Annotated in this window: 19 protein-coding genes, 3 tRNA genes and 1 riboswitch; of the genes, 10 read left to right on the top strand and 12 right to left on the bottom strand. The window is 28.2% G+C overall.

Annotated elements, in window-relative coordinates; genetic code table 11:
- Window positions 1-23: 23 nt before the first annotated feature.
- The gene (locus JRV97_RS10040) at window positions 24-1,181 is read left to right on the top strand and encodes a hypothetical protein (protein ID WP_280998523.1); all 1,158 of its coding nucleotides are present in this window, start codon (window positions 24-26) and stop codon (window positions 1,179-1,181) included.
- On the opposite strand, the gene JRV97_RS10045 is transcribed toward JRV97_RS10040, so the two are convergent.
- A complete protein-coding gene (locus JRV97_RS10045) occupies window positions 1,168-1,911 on the bottom strand; it encodes a TIGR03915 family putative DNA repair protein (RefSeq protein ID WP_280998525.1) in 744 nt (247 codons plus the stop codon). The two genes, JRV97_RS10040 and JRV97_RS10045, sit on opposite strands and share 14 nt — an antisense overlap.
- A gap of 2 nt (window positions 1,912-1,913) precedes the next feature.
- Window positions 1,914-3,161 carry a putative DNA modification/repair radical SAM protein gene (locus JRV97_RS10050; RefSeq protein WP_280998527.1) on the bottom strand — a complete coding sequence of 416 codons (1,248 nt, stop codon included), beginning with the start codon at window positions 3,159-3,161 and terminating at the stop codon, window positions 1,914-1,916.
- Window positions 3,162-3,270: 109 nt separating this feature from the next.
- Between JRV97_RS10050 and JRV97_RS10055 the strand changes: the two genes are divergently transcribed.
- On the top strand, window positions 3,271-4,404 hold the full coding sequence (locus JRV97_RS10055) for a phospholipase D-like domain-containing protein (RefSeq protein ID WP_280998528.1): 1,134 nt from the start codon (window positions 3,271-3,273) through the stop codon (window positions 4,402-4,404).
- 74 nt (window positions 4,405-4,478) lie between these two features.
- Window positions 4,479-6,026 carry an ATP-binding protein gene (locus JRV97_RS10060; protein WP_280998529.1) on the top strand — a complete coding sequence of 516 codons (1,548 nt, stop codon included), beginning with the start codon at window positions 4,479-4,481 and terminating at the stop codon, window positions 6,024-6,026.
- Between the two features lie 30 nt (window positions 6,027-6,056).
- Here the strand turns inward: JRV97_RS10060 and pyrE are convergent, their stop codons facing one another.
- The 10 genes from pyrE to JRV97_RS10110 form a co-directional block, all read right to left on the bottom strand.
- The gene (gene pyrE, locus JRV97_RS10065; protein ID WP_280998530.1) at window positions 6,057-6,617 is read right to left on the bottom strand and encodes an orotate phosphoribosyltransferase; all 561 of its coding nucleotides are present in this window, start codon (window positions 6,615-6,617) and stop codon (window positions 6,057-6,059) included.
- Window positions 6,618-6,621: 4 nt separating this feature from the next.
- Window positions 6,622-7,917, bottom strand: a complete 1,296-nt coding sequence (locus JRV97_RS10070; protein ID WP_280998531.1) for a uracil-xanthine permease family protein — start codon at window positions 7,915-7,917, stop codon at window positions 6,622-6,624.
- A 21-nt stretch (window positions 7,918-7,938) separates the two neighbouring features.
- Window positions 7,939-8,697, bottom strand: a complete 759-nt coding sequence (gene pyrF / locus JRV97_RS10075; protein ID WP_280998532.1) for an orotidine-5'-phosphate decarboxylase — start codon at window positions 8,695-8,697, stop codon at window positions 7,939-7,941.
- Complete coding sequence (locus tag JRV97_RS10080) at window positions 8,690-9,589, bottom strand: dihydroorotate dehydrogenase (protein WP_280998533.1); 900 nt, start codon at window positions 9,587-9,589, stop codon at window positions 8,690-8,692. The genes pyrF and JRV97_RS10080 overlap by 8 nt, the downstream gene beginning before the upstream one ends.
- Complete coding sequence (locus tag JRV97_RS10085; protein WP_280998534.1) at window positions 9,583-10,287, bottom strand: iron-sulfur cluster-binding protein; 705 nt, start codon at window positions 10,285-10,287, stop codon at window positions 9,583-9,585. The genes JRV97_RS10080 and JRV97_RS10085 overlap by 7 nt, the downstream gene beginning before the upstream one ends.
- On the bottom strand, window positions 10,287-11,474 hold the full coding sequence (locus JRV97_RS10090; RefSeq protein ID WP_280998535.1) for a dihydroorotase: 1,188 nt from the start codon (window positions 11,472-11,474) through the stop codon (window positions 10,287-10,289). Before JRV97_RS10090 ends, JRV97_RS10085 begins: the two co-directional genes overlap by 1 nt.
- An 8-nt stretch (window positions 11,475-11,482) precedes the next feature.
- Window positions 11,483-13,066, bottom strand: coding sequence for a bifunctional aspartate carbamoyltransferase catalytic subunit/aspartate carbamoyltransferase regulatory subunit (locus JRV97_RS10095; RefSeq protein ID WP_280998536.1), 1,584 nt, complete (start codon window positions 13,064-13,066; stop codon window positions 11,483-11,485).
- A gap of 203 nt (window positions 13,067-13,269) precedes the next feature.
- Window positions 13,270-13,345 (bottom strand) — tRNA-Phe (locus JRV97_RS10100).
- 11 nt (window positions 13,346-13,356) lie between these two features.
- A tRNA-Val gene (locus tag JRV97_RS10105) sits at window positions 13,357-13,432 on the bottom strand.
- A gap of 9 nt (window positions 13,433-13,441) precedes the next feature.
- A tRNA-Glu gene (locus JRV97_RS10110) sits at window positions 13,442-13,517 on the bottom strand.
- Between the two features lie 196 nt (window positions 13,518-13,713).
- A riboswitch (purine riboswitch) is annotated at window positions 13,714-13,815 on the top strand.
- Window positions 13,816-13,889: 74 nt separating this feature from the next.
- Here JRV97_RS10110 and JRV97_RS10115 point away from each other — a divergent pair.
- From JRV97_RS10115 to purM, 7 genes are read left to right on the top strand one after another with little or no spacing between them, the layout of a single operon-like run.
- Window positions 13,890-14,297, top strand: coding sequence for a 5-(carboxyamino)imidazole ribonucleotide mutase (locus JRV97_RS10115; RefSeq protein ID WP_280998537.1), 408 nt, complete (start codon window positions 13,890-13,892; stop codon window positions 14,295-14,297).
- Window positions 14,297-15,004 carry a phosphoribosylaminoimidazolesuccinocarboxamide synthase gene (gene purC, locus JRV97_RS10120; RefSeq protein ID WP_280998538.1) on the top strand — a complete coding sequence of 236 codons (708 nt, stop codon included), beginning with the start codon at window positions 14,297-14,299 and terminating at the stop codon, window positions 15,002-15,004. The genes JRV97_RS10115 and purC overlap by 1 nt, the downstream gene beginning before the upstream one ends.
- Window positions 15,001-15,261 (top strand): phosphoribosylformylglycinamidine synthase subunit PurS, encoded by a 261-nt coding sequence (purS, locus tag JRV97_RS10125; protein WP_280998539.1) that lies wholly within the window; start codon window positions 15,001-15,003, stop codon window positions 15,259-15,261. The genes purC and purS overlap by 4 nt, the downstream gene beginning before the upstream one ends.
- Window positions 15,261-15,920 (top strand): phosphoribosylformylglycinamidine synthase subunit PurQ, encoded by a 660-nt coding sequence (gene purQ / locus JRV97_RS10130; RefSeq protein WP_407081594.1) that lies wholly within the window; start codon window positions 15,261-15,263, stop codon window positions 15,918-15,920. Before purS ends, purQ begins: the two co-directional genes overlap by 1 nt.
- Window positions 15,913-18,057 (top strand): phosphoribosylformylglycinamidine synthase subunit PurL, encoded by a 2,145-nt coding sequence (purL, locus tag JRV97_RS10135; RefSeq protein ID WP_280998541.1) that lies wholly within the window; start codon window positions 15,913-15,915, stop codon window positions 18,055-18,057. Before purQ ends, purL begins: the two co-directional genes overlap by 8 nt.
- Before the next feature lie 2 nt (window positions 18,058-18,059).
- The gene (gene purF, locus JRV97_RS10140; RefSeq protein WP_280998542.1) at window positions 18,060-19,433 is read left to right on the top strand and encodes an amidophosphoribosyltransferase; all 1,374 of its coding nucleotides are present in this window, start codon (window positions 18,060-18,062) and stop codon (window positions 19,431-19,433) included.
- Window positions 19,423-20,376, top strand: coding sequence for a phosphoribosylformylglycinamidine cyclo-ligase (gene purM / locus JRV97_RS10145; RefSeq protein WP_280998543.1), 954 nt, complete (start codon window positions 19,423-19,425; stop codon window positions 20,374-20,376). Before purF ends, purM begins: the two co-directional genes overlap by 11 nt.

A 20,376-nucleotide genomic window follows, 5' to 3' on the forward strand; every position in this document is an offset into this window, starting at 1 on the left:
ATTATAACATAAGGAGGATTTTTATGAAATTTGCAATTGTTATAAACACATATGTAAGAATAAATAAAGATATAATTGATTACTTCGATCACCCTACTTTATTAGAAAAGTTTGAAGAACAAAATACTTTGCATAAAACAATAGAAAGTATTAATAAATTAAATTTAGATTTAGATGATGAATTGAGTGTTTATGTTTTTTCTGTAGCAGCACATGAAGATACTTCAAAAGACGATGAGATTAGAGAAAAAACAGAAAAAATACTAAAAAAATCAAAATTTAAATATTATATATATACAAATACTGATATAAAAGAATATAGAAAAAAGTATAATTCAGAATTTTTTTCAACAAAAGGATATTCAGAAATAAGAAATCAAGGATTCTTATTCTCCATAATGAATAATGAAGATGTTATCATACAGATAGATGATGATGAATTATTGAGAGAAAATTATATTATTAAAACAAAAGAAATTCTTAATAATAACCCTGATAAATACTTGATAACAGCTCCATATGAAAAAGATGGGACAATAAGGATACTTGGTGAAGATGAATTAAAAAGTTGGAAAAAGTCTAAATCTATGGATGAAGACATTGTAAGATTATCCAAAGATAATTCTTTAAAAGAATCTATTTTCGGTTTTGGTGGAAATATGATAATTCGAAAAGAATATGCTGAGAAGATGTTTTATCCTTTGGAAATACCTCGTGGTGAAGATTTTGCATTATTATTAGCTTCAAGGTTAATATATGAAAATGGAAATGAATATGCAAAAATTGAACCTAAAAATAGTATGTTTAAAACATATTATTGTTCTGAAAAAGATATAACAATAATACATGAACCTCCATACGTTCCAGCTGAAGATTTTGTTTTCTATGTAGAAAAAAATTTAAAAAGATTTATATTAGAATGGCTTATGATAAAAGGGCAAAGCGCATTTACCTTTGAAGATCTAAAAAAGTATTCTTTATATCTTTATGAAATGATAGGTTATGAAGATTTTAGAGCAAAAATAAAAGAAATATTAAATGAACTAAAAAGAAAATATCAAAATATTGATAAGCTTGAAAAAGAAATTTTGGGATATTTTGATAAATATTCAAAGATAAATAGGTTTGAAGAATATAAAAAGAAACAAAAAGAATATATTGAGCTGGTCAAATCTCTATAAGATATTTCCAATATCGTGTTGGCATATATTGTCTTTGCAATTTTTTATTTTTTCTTTCAGTAATGGTTGTATTATTAAAATAAGTTTTCCAAAGATTTTGAAAAGAAATTTCTTCATAAGATAAATTTTCTTCTTTTAAGTAGAAATCATTATCAAATTCACTGATTTTGAACAATTCTACTTTTTTGTCATATGAAAGAATCAGGTTTCGTTTAATGTCGTGGATAATCCATTTATTATTAGGATATCTATTAATAAAGTGTTTTGAAAGCAATGTGATTATATTATGATCTGGTTCAAAAGGTGCATATAATATAACATTTGCTAATTTTCTAAATCTAATCAATCCAAGAAATTTGTGTTTTTCATTTATTACCTTAGATATAGCATTTTTAATTCTTATAATATAATCTTTTTCAATGTGCAATTCTGCATTGCTATTAATTTTTAATGAAAGATTAAAATATTTTATAATATCAACTTCTATATTTTCTATTTCCGATAAATAAGCGAGGTAAATATTTTTTAAAATAATTTTGTTAAGTTTTCTTATAATGAATTCACTGACAATAGCAGCTTTTTTATAATCTGTTTTAATATTATCTATAATATTAAATATACTTGGATTATATTGCCTAAAAATCATATCAGGTATTTTCTTTTCATTATAAGTATTAAAAATAATGGTTAAAAGCCCTTGAAAAGAACCATCATACAAAACTATTTTCATTTTTACACCGCCTTTTCAATTGCAGTTAATGGAAATAATGGAATTTGGTATTCTTTATTTTTTGTTAATTCCTCTCTTATTATTTCAGGAGTTAAAAACAGATTTGAATAGTATTTCCCATTGCAAGTTATAAAATATTTTGCTCTTTTTAAAACAACCCCCATCTTTTTTAATTCATCAAATGTAATAGGGGCGTATTTTCTTGCTTTTACAATAGTTAAAGCGGATTTAACACCTATTCCAGGTACTCTTAGTAAGGTTTCATAAGAAGCTTTATTAATTTCTACAGGAAAATAGTTGAAATTTCTTAAAGCCCAAGATGTTTTAGGATCAATATTTTCATCTAAAAAAGGATGCTTTTCATCAAGAATTTCATGAGCAGAAAACTTATAAAATCTTAAAAGCCAATCAGCTTGATAAAGTCTATTTTCACGTTTCAGCGGAGGTTTAATATTTGGCAATCTTTTATCATTGTTAACTCTTATAAAAGCAGAATAATAAACTCTTTTCATATTAAATTTTTTATATAATCCTTCTGAAAGTTTAAGAATTTGAAAATCACTTTCTGGTGATGCGCCAACTATTAATTGAGTGCTATGCCCTGCTGGTACAAATAAAGGTGCTTTTTTATATTTTTTTCTTTCTTCAGTATTAGCGAGTGCGTTTTGACCAATAAAACTCATAGGTTTTATTATAGATTCTTTCTTTTTTTGAGGAGCTAATAAATTCAAGCTTTTTTCACTGGGTAGTTCAATATTTACACTTAATCTATCAGCATAAAATCCGGCTTCTCTTATAAGTTTTAAATCAGCACCAGGTATAGCTTTTAAATGTATGTAACCATTAAAATTTTCTTCTAAACGTAATTTTTTTACAACTTTTAACATTTGTTCCATTGTATAATCTGGGTTTTTTATGATTGCAGAACTTAAAAACAATCCCTCAATATAATTTCTTTTATAAAAGTTTATGGTTAAATTAACTATTTCGTCGACAGTGAAAGTTGCACGTTTAATATCATTGCTTGATCTATTAATGCAATAGGCACAATCAAAAATACAGGCATTTGAAAATAAAATTTTTAAAAGGGAAATGCATCTTCCATCGCTGGTCCAACTATGGCATATACCACTGCTGGCAGCATTACCTAACCCTTTTTTTGTATTTTGCCTCTCGCTTCCACTGGAAGAACATGAAACATCATATTTAGCAGCACCGGATAAAATTTTTAATTTTTCTTTTAAATCCATAGTATCACCACTCAACAATTATATCTTTTTGTAGATACTAAAATTATACTACATAATTGTATAATAGTCAACTCTTCAATGTAAAAATTATGTTATAGGAGGAATTTTTATGAAAAAGATTATGTTTTTATCTATGTTTTTCTTGCTTTTTATAAGTGTATTTTCTATTTCAGAAGGAGAATGGATAATTACTCAAAAAGATTTACATTTACCAGGAGAATATTTTGATGGTAAAAATTATTTTTGGAGAGCAGATTATCATCTTGAAGATTTGAAAAATGCGACATCTATATCATTAGAAATTCATCATATTACAGATGATTCTACAGTATTGTTTTTCGATGAAGGAAATAATGAAAAAGCTAATTGGAAATATATAAAATCATTACTCGATGGAGCAAAAAAATTTGTATGGATGGCAATTTATGATGTTAATTATTATCCTTTTATAACTGAATTGAAAGAATTAAATAAAAGAGGTATTGATATAAGATTAGTTTATGAAACAAATAATATAAATTCATATATAAGCGGATTAAGTAAAGTTGGTATAAAGACCAAACATGACAAAAATTATAAATTAATGCATAATAAGTTTTTGATTATTGATGGATATTGTGTAATAACTGGTAGTACTAATTTTACAAATAATGGTTTTGGATATAATTCTAATAATTCTATTGTTATATTTTCAAATGAGTTAGCTCAAGATTATATGAATGAATTTAATGAAATGTTTGAAAAAGGATATTATGGCAAGCAATCATTGGATAATAAACCATATAAAAAAGTGGAATTTGATAGTGGTTTAATAGAACCATATTTCACACCTGAAGATGATTTAACAGATAGAATTATAGAATTAATCGATAACGCGAAAGAATCAATACATGTTATGATATTTACATTTAGCAAAAGAGAAATAGCGGATGCCCTAATAAGGGCTAAAAATAGAGGTGTTGATGTCAAAGTAATAGCAGAAGAATATCAGTCAAATTATAGTTGGGCACAAATAAATAATTTAAAAGAAAATAGAGTTAATGTAATTTTAGATAAAAATGATAGAACATTTCATCATAAAACGATGATAATAGATGGTAAGATAACATTAACGGGATCATTTAATTTTACCAATTCAGCACAATATAATAATGATGAAAATTCACTTGTCATACATAGTGAGTATATTTCTAAAAAATACGAAAAAGAATTTAATAGATTATGGGAAAAATATACAAAGTAGGTTATAAAGCATTTGGTTTTCATTTATATATGATATAATAAAATTGAATTAAATTGAATATTGGAGATGGGAAAATGAAAAAATTACCAATAGGGATACAGGATTATAAGGAAATAATAGAAGGAAATTATATATATATAGATAAAACAAAATATATATTTGATTTAATAGATAATGGAAAATATTATTTTTTATCTCGACCAAGAAGATTTGGAAAAAGTTTAACAATATCAACATTATATTACATATTCAAAGGAGAAAAAGAGTTATTTAAAGATACATACATATATGACAAATGGGAATTCAAAGAATATCCTATTATAAGAATTAATTTGTTAGATGTTGCGACTGATACAGAAAAAAGATTCAAAGAAAGCCTATTAAAAATAATACAAGAGGAAGGACAAAGAAATAATATAGAAATAACAGAAAAAGATTATAAATTTGCATTTAATGAATTAATAATAAAATTATCTAAAAAAGGAAAAGTAGTAATATTAGTAGATGAATATGAAAAACCAATATTAGATAATATAAATAACAAAGAAAAAGCTGAAAGGTATAGAGAAATACTAAGAGACTTCTATGTAAGTATAAAATCAAAAGATGAATACATAAAATTTGTATTTATTACTGGAATAACGAAATTTACCAAAACAGGAGTATTCTCAGCACTAAATAATTTAAATGACATATCACTAAATAGAAAATACTCTCAAATGTTAGGTTATACACAAAAAGAATTAGAATATTATTTCAATAACCATATAGAAGAAACAGCAAAAGAAATGGGGATAAGTAAAGAAGAATTATTAAAAGAAATAAAAACATATTATAATGGATTCTCATTTGATGGAGAACACTTTGTATATAATCCATTCTCAGTATTAAGATTCTTTGATGAAAGGAAATTTCAAAATTATTGGTTTGAAAGTGGATCACCATCATTTATATATGAATATGTAAAAGGAAGAAAAATAGAATATGAGGATTTAGTAAAATACACAGTAGATTCATTAGACTTTACAACAAGAGAAATAGAAGATGCAAATGCTAATATATTCTTTGCACAAGCAGGATATTTGACATTTAAAGGAATTAAAAAGTATGGAATAACAGAAAAATATATATTAGACTATCCAAATCTTGAAGTAAAAAATAGTTTCTCAAAATTAATATTAGAAGCAAATTATAGTTTAAACGAAGAAACATATGAAAAAATATATGAAATATATGAACTAGTAGAAGAAAATAGGATAGAGGGATTAATAAAAGAAATAAAAAGAATAATAAGTGCAATACCGTATAACTTACATCAAAAAAGAGAAAGTTATTATCACTCATTAATATATACAATATTAGCCTCAGCAGGATTAAACGTAACAGCAGAAGAACTAACAAATCTTGGAAGAAGTGACTTAATATTAGAGCATAATGACAAAATATATTTGTTTGAAATAAAGCTAGATAAAAGTGCAAAAGAAGCAATAGAACAAATAAAAGAAAAGAAATATTATGAAAAATATATGAGTAAAAATAATGAAAAAGAAATATACATAATAGGAATAAACATAGATTCAGAAAAAAGAAATATTGAGGATTATATGATAGAAAAATTATAACCACAGCCAGCTGTGGTTATTTTAAAAATTCTATTTTCTGCTACCTGGTTTGACAACAGGAATATTTTCTTTACATAAAGGGCAATTATCAGGTTCATAAGTTTTAGCGTCTATTTCAATTAATGATTTTATAGGATAATTTTCAAGATGCTCTTTTTTACTTCTGTTTACAATACAACCCAATCCAACAATATCAGGATTATATTTTTTAAGGCTTTCAACTACTTCAAGTGTTGATTTTCCCGTTGTTATAACGTCTTCTATTATAATAACTTTTTTATTTTTTTCGATGAAAAAATTCCTTCTTAATTCCATTACCCCTTCTTTATTTCTTTCTGTAAATAGGAAAGGAACATTAAAAGCTTTTGCAACTTCGTATCCAATAATGATTCCACCTAATGCAGGAGATACAATATAATCTGGAACTACATTGAACATTTTTGATAGTTCTTTTCCAAGTGCTTCAGCATATTGAGGATATTTTAAAATCTGAGCACATTGAATATATGTATCAGAATGAAGACCAGAAGATAATAGAAAATGTCCAGTTAAAAGAGCATTTGTTTCTTTCATTAAATTCACTATATCCATAATCTCACTCCTCGGAAGCATTTGTTAATTCAAAAAATAAATTTACTAAAACACCAACAACAGCAGCTAAACCTAAACCTTCTAAAGCGAAGTTACCAGCTTTGAATACAGCTCCACCTAAACCTGTTACTAACATCAATGACATTGTTACTAAATTTCTTCCTTCTACTTTTACTTGGTTGTTTATCAATGTTTTTGCACCAATACTTGCTATCATACCGAATAATAATATTTCTATTCCACCCATTACTGGTACTGGTATTGATCTTACTATTGCTCCAACTTTTGGTACCATTGCTAATAAGATTGCAAAGAATGCTGCTATTCTCATTATCCATGGATTGAATGCTTTTGTAAATGCTAATACCCCAGTGTTTTCACTATAGGTCGTGTTTGCAGGGCCACCAAAGAATCCACCTAATGATGTTGCAAGCCCATCACCCATTAATGTCCTGTGCATTCCAGGATCTTCATAGAATTTCTTTCCTACTACTGCTGAGATTGCAAATACATCACCAAAGTGTTCTACTGATGGTGCAATAGCAACTGGTACTATTGCTGCTGCAGCATACCATGAGAACTTTGGTAAATACATTTCTGGTATTCCTACCCAGCTAGCTGTTCCTACTTCTGCAAAATGTACATTTCCTGTTATTGCTGCAACAATATATCCTACTATGATTCCCCATATTACAGGTATTAATCTGCTAAATCCCCTTGTATATAGTCTAACTATAATTGCTGTACCAAGAGATACCATTGCTATCCACCAATTTCCACTTGCCATGTTTATTGCTACTGGACTTAGTATCAAACCAATTAATATAATCATTGTTCCTGATATTACTGGTGGGAATAGTTTTTCAAATCTTCTAATACCTATCCATTTGATTAAAACACCAAAACCAAATTTAACTAAACCTGCTAAGAATATACCACCTGTTGCATATGCCAGATAAGGTTTTAAATCTACACCAGCAGCTACTGCATCTTGAATGTTTTTATACTCTAATCCTGCTTGATTCATATAATGCATTGCTACTGCAACTATTGGAGCTATATATGCAAAACTAGAACCTAAAAATACTGGAACTTTCCATTTGGTAATCCAGTGGAATAATAATGTTCCGAGTCCAGCAGTGAGTAACGCAACATTAACTGGAATACCTGTTAAATACGGTACCAATACTGTTGCACCGAACATCGTAAAGGTATGTTGTAACCCTAATAGTATCAATCCCCCTGTGCTCATACCTTCACTTCTGTCTTCTTGCAAAGTTACTTCACCATATTTACCCATACTATCCCTCCTATTTAAAATTTAATGAGAATAATATTTATTAATTATTTCATTGAATTCTTTTGCTTTTTTTCGTGGATTTTCATCAAAGATAATAGCTCTTGAAACATTAATAAATATGTTTTTATAACCATTTAGATTTTTAAATAACTCTTGAGTATTTCCACCTTGTGATCCAATTCCAGGTATTAAAAATATCATGTTTTCTGATATATCAACGATTTCTTTTATATAATCAGAATTAGTTGCGCCAACTATAATTCCAATTTTGTTTTTATGTTGTTTATTTAAGTTATTCATTTTTTCTGTTATTTTTAAATATAATTTTTCAGGAATCTCAAAGTCATATGCTCCTTTGTTTGAGGTCAAAGCTAAAGCAAATAAATGGGAATTTTTATATTCAAGATATGGTTCTAATGTATCTAATCCCATTAATGGATTAATAGTTAAAGAATCAACTTTTAGTCTTTCAAAATAATATTCTGCATATGCTTTTGCTGTGTTTCCAATATCTCCTCTTTTTGAATCTAAAATTATTGGTATTTCTGGATTTTGCCTTATATAGTTTATAGTGTTTTCCAATATTTCTAATCCTTTAGGTCCTAGTTTTTCGTAAAAAGCGATATTTATTTTATAACCGCAGATTAAATCATGAGTTTCATCGATAATTTTTTTGTTGAATTCAAAAACATCTCCATTAATTCTTTTATAATCGCTATCTAACCCAACGAGCAAAACAGAACTATTTTTTTCTCTTATTTTTAAATATTTTTCAAACATAATATCCCTCCACAGCGCAAGATAAAATATTTTCATATTTTTCATTTTTTAAATAATCATTTAAATCATTTATTATTTTTATAGGTATTTCTGGATCTGACATTACTCCAGAACCTATTCCAACAAGATTTGCACCTGCCATTATAAACTCTATAGCATCTTTGTAATCAAAGACTCCACCCATTCCGATAATAGGTAAATCTTTGAATTTTCTTCTTATTATAAAGATTGTAGCAAGAGCAATAGGTTTTATTGATGGACCACTAAAACCGCCAAAGCCTCTTTTTAAAATAGGTATTTTTTTGTTTATATCTATTTTCATACCTTTTGGAGAATTTATTAATGTTATTCCATCTGCGCCACCATTAACAGCAGCTGAGATTAAATTTTCTAAAAATGTTTCGACTCCGAATTTTACAAAGATAGGTTTTTTAGAAATTTTTTTAACTTCTTTTACTAAGTCAAAAATAGATTTTTCATCAATTCCAAGTGGGATGCCATTTTTTCCAACATTAGGACAGGATAAGTTTAATTCGAAAAATACAGCATTTGAATTATTTAATTTTTCTATTAAACTTAAATAATCTTCTTTTGTGTCTCCACCAATGCTCAGAATTATGTTTGTATCTAATGTTTCTAAAAAAGGTAAATCATTTAAGATGAATTTATCTATTCCAGGATTTTGTAACCCTATAGAATTTAATATTCCAGACTTTACATTAACTATTCGTGGAGGTGGATTACCTTCTTTTTCATATGGTGTAACAGTTTTTGCAGTAAAACCTCCTAATTCATTTAAATCTATATGTTTTGATAACTCTTTGCCGTTTCCTCCTGGACCCGATGCTATGATTATAGGATTTTTAAATTTTATTCCACATATTTCTACCATTCGAGTTGCACCTCGCTTAAATCAAATATAGGGCCATCTTTACATATCATTTTTATTCCATCATTTGTTTTGATAGGACATCCTTTGCATATTCCTATACCACAACCCATTCTTGCTTCCAAAGAAGCATATAATTTTTTATTTTTGAATTTATTTTTTGTATGTTTTATTAGATTTAAACTTCCACATATTAAAATTGCAGTATCTTCAGAAATTTCTAATTTTTCCGCTTTTTCTAATAAATTCATTCCTTCTATTGAATCTATATGTAAACCTTCAATGTTTAATATTTTCTGTATTTCTGGGGTTACAAAACCATATATTTTTTCTTTAATTAAATCAGGATATTTATTTGAAAAATGTATTAATGGAGCAGAACCACAATCGCCACCGAGTAAAATATATTTTTTATTCTTATCTATTTTTTTAATGAATGGAATACCATATGCTCCTCTTATATCCAATTCATCATTGATTTTTAATTTTTTTAACTCCGCAGTCATTTCCCCTACAATTGCAATGAGGAATTTAATTATTTTATCTTCTTGATATATAACGGAAAATGGTTTTGGGAAATCAAAATATTTTGGTTTTAACATTACAAATTGTCCAGGTTCAATATTCAATATTTCTTCTGTTTCAATAGTCAAAAGAATATAATTATCTGTTGTTTCAATTTCTTTTACAATGGCATTCATTAAATTTCCTCCCTGTATTTTATTTCTCCATTTACAACAGTTAAAACAACTTTTCCGTATAAATTTTCATATGGAATATTTTTCCCCTTTGAAAAGATTTTTTTATCCCAATTTTTATTTAAATCAACTAAAACAATATCAGCATAATAGCCTTCTTTAATATCTCCGATATTTTCAAGATTAAAAACTTTTGCTGGATTATATGTTATTTTTTCTATAATATATTGAAAATCGATATTATATTTTTTAGAGATGGTATATATGGCTGGGAAGAATATATCCAGTCCTGATATTCCATTTGGAGCATTTCTGTAATCTTTTTTCTTTTCTTCTATAGAATGTGGTGCATGATCGCTTACAATAATATCTATATAATCAAGATTATTTATTAAAAATTTTTGTGTATCATTATCTGGTAATGGTGGGTTAATTTTCTTTAATGGATTATTATTGTCTTTTTCTAAAAGTAGATGGTGAAACGTTATTTCGCATGTTGTGTTGATATTATTTGATTTTGCATACTTAATTAATTCAAGCGAGTTTTTAGTTGAAATATGAGCTATATGGACATGTGCTTTAGTAAATTTAGATAACTCTATATCTCTTGCTACCATTAATGATTCAAAAATTTCTTTATTTGAGAAACGACTATTTTCACAATGATTGATGATGATACCGTTGAAATTTTTTACTTCATTTAAAGCATTAAACATTATTTCATCATTCCAAATAGGATTTCCATCATCGGAAAAGAATCTATATCCATTTTTGTTGAGCTCTTTTAAATTATTTAATTCTAAGCCTTTTCTTTCTTTAGTAACCGCTGGTATTGGTATAATTTTAGATAAATTTATTTTTTTTGACTTTTTTAATACATAATCCAAAATTTCTAAATTATCCATAGCTGGTTTGGTATTAGGCATTACACCAAGAGTAGTAACACCACCATGTACAGCTGCTTTTAAACCTGTTTCAATAGTTTCTTTATATTCGTATCCAGGTTCTCTTAAATGTGTATGCATATCGATAATTCCAGGTATAAGAGTTAAGTTTTTTGCGTCAATGACAATATCTGCTTTTTTTATATTTTTCGATATTTCTATTATTTTGTTTTTTTCGATATAAACGTTAAAAACACCATTGGTTGAATGTGAAATGATATTAGCATTTTTTATTAATATGCTCATATTTTCACCTAAATATTCCATATTTCATCATAATTATGAGGTGTTTCACAGTATTCACATACTAAATTTCCGTTTTCATCTTTTATAAAGGAGCCTTTTACATTTTCACCATGAATAGGATTAGTAATACAATTTTCATTTTTACATCTTAATTCTTCAAAACCATAGACTTTTGGTGGAAGTTTTATTCTATATTTTTCTGTAACTCTTGAATCTTTTATAATATTTACAGTTACATTAGGTGAAATTGCAGATAATTTTTTGATTTCTTTTTTGGAAAGGTATCTATCTGGTAAGCTTATGTATCCTTTTAAATTTCCGTCTTCTGATTTGAATATTCCATCTGCACTATCTATGTCATATAATTTCATTATTTTTCTTATTTTCATAATAGTTGAATAAATTTCATCTGAACTCTTACCTTTTGCAATATGATCTATAATAGTTCCATTTGCTATAGGTTTAATTCCTCTTTTACCATCTTTTTGGACACCTTTTGTGCCGTTTGTAATAGGTGCATTTATTATAAATTCTTCATCTTTTTTTTCTTTTTGTGGGGTTAAATCAAAATTTGTTTTTAAAGCTCCACCAAACATAGATAGTAAAATAATTCTTGTCCAATAACCATTGATTGCTTGTTTTTCCCAACCATTTAATGGAAGATCATCTAAGAAAGTAGGAATAGTAGGATATATTTTATGTCTTGGAAGTGGATGATAGAATTTAACATTTTGAGGAAGTAAAGTAAGGAAATCTTTTTTGAAGGTAACAGCTTTTCTTAAAATAAATTCTTTTTCTAAAATATCTTCTCCCATTCTTTCTAATTGTAATCTTGTAAAATACCATATTTTTGCAATATCTTTTTGTTTTAAATAGTTTTCAATTGAATCAAAAATTCTAACTTCAAAACCATTTTTTTTCATTTTTTCGATATAGTGTAAAGGCATTGAGATTTCTTGAGGTGCAATAAGGTCGACTTTAACGTTTTTGAAGATTTTTAATCCATTAACTTTTGAATGGACAGTTCTGCCATGTAACAAATCACCAACAAGAGCAATATGAATAAAAGAATTATCAAAATTATTTTTTTCAAGGAAAGTAAATTCATCGAGAAGTTCTTGAGTAGGGTGTTCATGTTTTCCATCGCCGGCATTTATAAAAGAGGGAATAGGGAGATTATTTCTAATAGCAAATTTTGAAACAGATTCGGAAAGTAATTTAGTAGTACCTTCAAGTTTTGTTCTTAAAACGAAAATGGAATAGTCACTATAACCGGTAAGCATATTAAATGTATCAACATAACTTTCTTTTTTATTAAATGAGGAATGATTTGAATCAAAGATAGTAACTTTAGCGTTTTTGTGGAATTTAGCAGCATTAATGAAGGATTCTTTTGTGCGGGTACTTGGTTCAATAAAAACAATATAAATACCAACATTTTTATTAATCATAAATTCGGATAAATCTTCTTTGTTAGACCATTTCTGCTTTAAACGATGAGTTTGTCTATACAAAAATAGTTGTTCATCAACATTTAAATCATTAATAACGGTGAGTGATCTACCTAAAAAATCATTTCTCGCTGTTTCCATTTAACCACCTCCCAAGAAAATTTATTCTCGAGAGAGAATAATACACAAAAAAATAGATAAAATCAATTAACGAAAAGTAACAGGATTTTTAACAATACTATATATTGTATATCTTGTATTAAGATAATTGTTTATATAGGACCGTTTGAAGATATACGATAGATATAAAACAAAAAAACTCCCCGAAAATCGGGGAGTTTTTGTGGTGGCCAGGGACAGAATCGAACTGTCGACACCTGGATTTTCAGTCCAGTGCTCTACCAACTGAGCTACCTGGCCATCTAATAAAATGGTGGGTGCTGCAGGGATCGAACCTACGACCTTCTGCTTGTAAGGCAGACGCTCTCCCAGCTGAGCTAAGCACCCACTCGTTTCTGGCGCCCCCAACGGGATTTGAACCCGTGCCTTTGGCGTGAAAGGCCAATGTCCTAGGCCGCTAGACGATGGGGGCAAATTTGGTTACATTTCCCTTCGCAACCGAAATATATATTACCAGAAAAAACTTTAAAAGTCAAGGAATTAAATATTGAATTTATGTAAAATCTTAAAGTAATGCTCGATTTACCTTAACTTAATATTAGCTTTATTTTTTTTTAATATCTTTTTTGTAGAATCGCGGTGTAAAGAAAAGAATTTTGAAAATTAAATAGTATGTAGTGTCCTCTTCCTGTATAATCCCAAGAATATGGCTTGGGAGTCTCTACCAGGCAGCCGTAAACTGTCTGACTACAGGAAGAGGGGTAGTGGATATATGCTATAATTCACGCCTCTCTTCCTGAGAGGCGTTTTCTGTTTTAATAGGCAAACTTGAAGGAGGTAGATTATGTCAAAAGTACTTATTATTGCAGGTAGTGAATCTGATAAAGAATTCGTTAAACAAGCTTTAAATCTGTTTGATGAGTGGAATGTGGAGTATGAATTCAGGATATTTAGCGCTCATAGGAATCTTCTTGAATTGACAGAGTATATGAAGAATCTTTCTTCAGAATTTAAAGTTGTAATTGCTGTTGCAGGCCTTGCTGCTGCCCTTCCTGGCGTTGTTGCTTCCTTAACTTCCCTTCCTGTAATTGGTGTGCCTCGTGATGTTGGACCTCTTAATGGGATTGATGCACTTCTTTCTATTGTTCAAATGCCTAAAGGTGTTCCAGTTGGAACGATGGGAATAGGAAATCACGGAATGAAAAATGCTGCATATTTTGCAAAAAGAATTTTAGATTTGGAGGGGAAATGATGAATATTAAAAATTTGAATTTGTTATATGAGGGAAAGGCAAAAAAAATATATGAAAAAGCTCCTGATGAAGTTGTGATTTATTTCAAAGATGATGTTACAGCATTTAATGGCGAAAAAAAAGATTCAATTATAGGTAAAGGCAGAATCAATAAAAAAATAACGACATTTTTCTTTGAAATGCTTGAGGAAAAAGGAATTCCAACTCATATGATATCAGATATAGACGAAAATTCTTTTCTTGCAAAAAAAGTTAAAATTATACCTCTTGAAGTTATAGTCAGAAATTATACAGCTGGAAGTTTTTGTAGAAGATATGGGATTGAAAAAGGAATAAAACTTGAAAAACCAATTGTTGAATATTCATTAAAAGATGATGATCTTGGAGATCCTATGATATGTAGAAATGTGGTGTTATCTTTAAAATTGGTAGAAGAAAAAGTTTTAAATAAAATAGAATATTATGCTTTAAAAATAAATGATATTCTTTCACAATTTTTGGAGTCAAAAAATATTATTCTTGTTGATTATAAGTTGGAATTTGGTATTAGTAATGGAAAAGTTTATTTAGCAGATGAAATTTCGCCAGATACCTGTAGATTTTGGGATAAAGAAACTATGGAGTCACTTGATAAAGATGTATATAGAGAAGATAAAGGAGATTTAATAGATAAATATTCTGAATTTTTGAGGAGGGTTGAAATATGAGAAAATTTGTATTCGAAGCATTAATAACATTAAAAAATGGAATTTTGGATCCACAAGGATTAGCTACACAAAAAGTATTGAAAAGATTGAAATATCCTATAGAAAACGTTAAATTTGGAAAATTAATAACCTTTGAAATTGAAGCGGAAAATGAAAAAAATGCAGAAGAGTTAGCAGAGGAAATAACCTATAAATCTTTAATAAATCCAGTTTTAGAAAATTATGAATTGAAATTATTAAAGGAGATAGAAGCATGATAAAAGCAGGAATAATAGTTTTTCCGGGAACGAATTGTGATAGAGATGCTGAATTTGCATTAAAAATGGCAGGTTTTGATGTTGAATATATCTGGCATGATTTTGAGAATATAAAAAAATATAATTTAGTATTTATACCAGGTGGTTTTTCATATGGTGATTATTTAAGAGCAGGAGCATTAGCAAAATTTTCACCTGTAATGAAAGAAGTAGAGAGATATGTAGAAGAAGATAGAGGATTGGTATTGGGAATTTGTAACGGATTTCAAATATTAACAGAAGCTGGTTTGTTAAAAGGAGCATTAACTAAGAATAAAACTTTGAAATTTATATGCAAAGATGTAGATGTAAAAGTTATTAATAAAGAAACTCCTTTTGCAAAACATATAAAAAAAGAAAGTTTAACAATTCCAATTGCTCATGCAGAAGGAAATTACTATATTGAAGATTATGATTATTTGAAAGAAAATAATTTAATAGCTTTTGAATATGTGGATAATCCCAATGGTTCTATAGGAAATATAGCGGGAATATATAATGAGAAATTTAATGTTTTAGGAATGATGCCACACCCTGAAAGGAATTCATTAAAAACATTAGGTAATGGTGATGGATTAGAAATTTTACTATCAATCAGGAGGGCTTTAGAAAATGAATAATTTATATCTAGAATTAGGATTAAAAGATTTTGAATATGAAAAAATAAAAAAAGATTTAAATAGAGAACCAAATGATTTAGAAGTATATATGTATTCTGCACAATGGTCTGAACATTGTGGTTATAAACATTCAAAGGAATTACTTAAAAGATTACCAAAAAGCATAGAGAATGAAAATGCAGGTTATGTAATTATAGATGATTATGCGGTGGTTTTTAAAGTGGAAAGTCATAATCATCCAAGTGCTGTTGAGCCATATCAAGGTGCTGCAACAGGTATTGGTGGGATAGTTAGAGATGTATTGGCAATGGGAGCAAGGCCGGTAGCTTTACTTGATTCTTTGCGTTTTGGAAAAGATATTAAATCAAAAAATATCTTTGAAGGCGTTGTTTCTGGAATTAGTGGTTATGGTAATTCTATAGGTGTTCCTACAGTTGCAGGCGAAACATTTTTTGATGAAAGTTACAATACTAATCCTCTTGTAAATGTAATGTGTGTTGGTCTTGCAAAAACAGAAGAATTAGCTTCCTCAAAAGCAAATGAAGCTAATAAATTATACGTTTATGTAGGCTCTAAAACAGGGAGAGATGGAATTCACGGTGCATCTTTTGCTTCAAAAGAGTTATCAGGAAAAGATGATAGACCATCTGTTCAGGTTGGAGATCCTTTTTCTGAAAAAAATCTCATTGAAGCAACTCTTGAAATATTGAAATTAAAAGGTGTATTAGCCTGTCAAGATATGGGTGCGGCTGGGATTTTAAGTTCATCTTCTGAGATGTCCTTTAAAGGAAATCTTGGATGTGAATTATATATGGATAAAGTTCCTTTAAGAGAAGAAAATATGGAACCATGGGAAATATTATTATCAGAATCTCAAGAAAGAATGTTATTTTTGGTAGAACCTGGTGAAGAGAAAGAAATAGAAAAAATTGCAAAAAAATATTTTTTAGACTATGCAGTAATAGGTAAAACAATAAATGGTGAAAATATTAGAATAATGAAAAATGACAATATCCTTTCCGAAATGCCTATATCTTCACTTGTTGATGCTCCTTCGATGTATAGACCTACTAAAGAACCTACATATATAAAAGAAATAAAAAACAAAAAATTTGAAATGGCAATAGATTTAAAAACAGCTTTTTATAAGGTGTTAAAGGATATTAATGTTGTTAATAAATCATGGATTTTTGAACAATATGATTATAAAGTTGGAACTAACACATTGATGGTTCCTGGAAAAGCTGATGCTTCAGTTGTGTGGATTAAAGATACAAATAAAGGGGTAGCTGTTACTATAGATGGAAATGGGTTATATTCCTATATTGATCCATATGAAGGAAGTAAAAATATAGTTTTTGAAGCTGCAAGAAATCTTGTTTCAGTAGGAGCAAAACCGTTAGGTGTTACAGATAATATGAATTTTGGTAATCCTGAAGATGACATGGTAATGTGGCAATTTGAAAAGAGTATCGAAGGAATATCAGAAGCATGTAAAACTTTGAATATTCCAGTTACAGGAGGTAATGTTAGTTTCTATAATGAATCAGAAAATATGGCAATATTGCCAACACCTGTGATTGGTATGATCGGAGAAATAGATATAAACAAAATAATGGATATGACTTTTAAAAATCCAACAGATAAAGTTTATCTAATTGGAAAGGTGAATTTAGATAGAGAAAGAATTGGTGGAAGTATATACCAAAGGATTTTAAATAATTTCATTGGTGGAGAAATAGATAAGGTAGATCCAAAATTTGAATTAAAGCTATATAATGTGATTTTTGATTTAATAGAAAATAAAGTTGTTAATTCAATTCATGATGTTTCAAAAGGTGGAATTACTATTGCAGTTTTAGAATCAGCATTGAATGGCAATAAAGGGTTTAAAGGAGATTTAGGTAATACGCTTGAAGATTTGTTTGGTGAAAATCAATCGAGATTTATATTAACAGTTTCAAGTGAAAAGGCAAGAATATTAGAAAATATATTAAAAGACAAAAATATAGAATTCAAAAACATTGGCGAAGTAATGCCGGCAGATTATGGATTTAATTTAGGATTTGAAAAATTTGATTTTGAGGAATTGAAGGATATTTACTATAATTCCATACAAAATTATATGGAGGAATAAAAATGTTAATGGAAGAGTGTGGTGTATACGGTGCTTATTTTAAAAATAATGAAAATGCTATTCCTTATGTTGTTGAGGGGTTAATAGCTTTACAGCATCGAGGTCAGGAATCAGCAGGTGTAGCCTATATATCAGATGAAGAAGTGAAAGTATATAAAAAGATGGGAATGGTTGTTGATGTTTTTAATAATGGAATAATGAAAAAATTGAATAGTTCGCAGGCAATAGGGCATGTAAGATATTCCACAAAAGGGAAATCGGAAATTCAAAATTCTCAACCATTCCATGTAAGATTTAAAAATGAACATTTTGCTATTGCGCATAATGGACAGATAGAAAATGCAGAAGATTTAAGACAAATGTTGGAAGAAAGAGGAACAATATTTTTAACAGAAAGTGATACAGAGTTAATTTTGCATATTTTGATAAAACAAATGAGAAAAAACATAAGTGAATGGACTCTTGAAAATATAGCTAAAACAATATTTGAAAATGTATCACCATCATATTCATTATTATTGCTTTTTAAAGATAGAATAATTGCAATTAGAGATAAATACGGATATAGACCATTATATTATTATATTTCTGAAAAAGGATATTTTATGTCCTCTGAAGATAGTGGATTTAATTTTTTAGATCCAGATCTTAATAATATCTATGAAGTGTTACCAGGAGAAGCTATAGAATTTTCGAGAGATGGAATAAGAAAGTATAACATTGGAAATTCGGAAAAAAGATATTGTTTTTTTGAACATATTTATTTTGCCAGACCTGATTCAAATGTTTTTGGTAAAAATGTACATTTAATGAGAGAAAATTTAGGAAAGTTATGTGCAAAAGAGAATCCTGTTGAGGCTGACATAGTTGTTCCTGTACTTGATAGCGGGTTCTCTGCTGCATTGGGATATTCAAAGGAAAGTAAAATTCCTATTGAAATGGGTTTAATGAGAAATAGATATGTGGGAAGAACATTTATTAATCCAAATCAAAGAGATAGGGAAATTGGAGTAAGAAGGAAACTTCCACCAATATCACATGTAATAAAAAATAAAAGAGTTATTCTTGTAGATGATTCAATAGTAAGAGGTACAACAATGAAAAAAATAGTAAATATGATAAAAAGTGCAGGAGCTAAAGAAGTACATGTGAGGATAGCAAGTCCTAAAGTGCTTAATGCATGCCATTGGGGTGTTGACATACCTACTACTGAAGAATTAATAGCAGCTAATTTAACAATTGAAGAAATGAAAGAAGAATTTAATGCAGATTCTATCGGTTACATTTCATTAGATGGAATAAGAAAATTACTTATGGAAGATTATAATGATTATTGTTTTCATTGTTTTATGAGAGGTGAAAGGAATGGATTATAAAAAAAGTGGAGTAAATATAGACGAAGCAAATAAAATGATTTCAAATATCAAAGAAAAATTAAATGATAATGCTGACATGTATGCTGGAGTTTTTTCATTGAATGAGATCATCGAAGATTATGAAAATCCACTTTTAGTTGCCAGCACTGATGGTGTTGGAACAAAAATGGTTTTATTAGAAGAAAGAAAAAGATGGGATATTGTTGCACAAGATTTAGTAGGAATGGTTTTAAATGATTTAGTTTGTGTGGGAGCAAAACCGTTGTTTTTCTTAGATTATTATGCTACTGGAAAATTAAATAGCAAAGATGGAGCAGCATTTTTGAATCATTTAATAAACACATTGGAAGAAGTTAATTGCAAATTAATAGGAGGCGAAACTGCTGAGTTACCTGGACTTTTAGTAAGCAATAGAGTTGATGTAGCAGGATTTGGAGTTGGAATAGTTGAAAAAGCAAAAGTGCTTGGAAAAAATAAAGTAAAAGAAGGAGATATAATAATAGGATTAAAATCAAACGGGATACACTCGAATGGATATTCTTTGGTTAGAAGTTTGTTGAATGAAGGAACGTTAAAGTTTTCAGAAAAAATAATTGCCCCTACTAAAATAATGGTTAACCAAACACTTGCAATAAAAGATTATATTCATGCAGCTGCTCATATTACTGGTGGTGGAATAGCAGAGAATCTTTCGCGTGTAATACCAGATGGATTAAGTGCTGAAATCTATGTTAATTGGAAATTTAATGATGTATTTAAAGAAATATTAAATGCAGGTGTTTCTATAAAAGAGGCATTTAGAGTATTTAATATGGGTATAGGAATGATTTATATATTAGATCAAAATAATTTAGATAAAATAAAAGAATTATTACCAGAAGAAGAAATAATTGAATTGGGAAAAATAGGAAGTGGAGATAAAAAGGTAAGAATTTATTATTAG

It is taken from the genome of Marinitoga aeolica (genome assembly GCF_029910535.1).
GTDB classification, from domain to species: Bacteria; Thermotogota; Thermotogae; order Petrotogales; family Petrotogaceae; genus Marinitoga; species Marinitoga aeolica.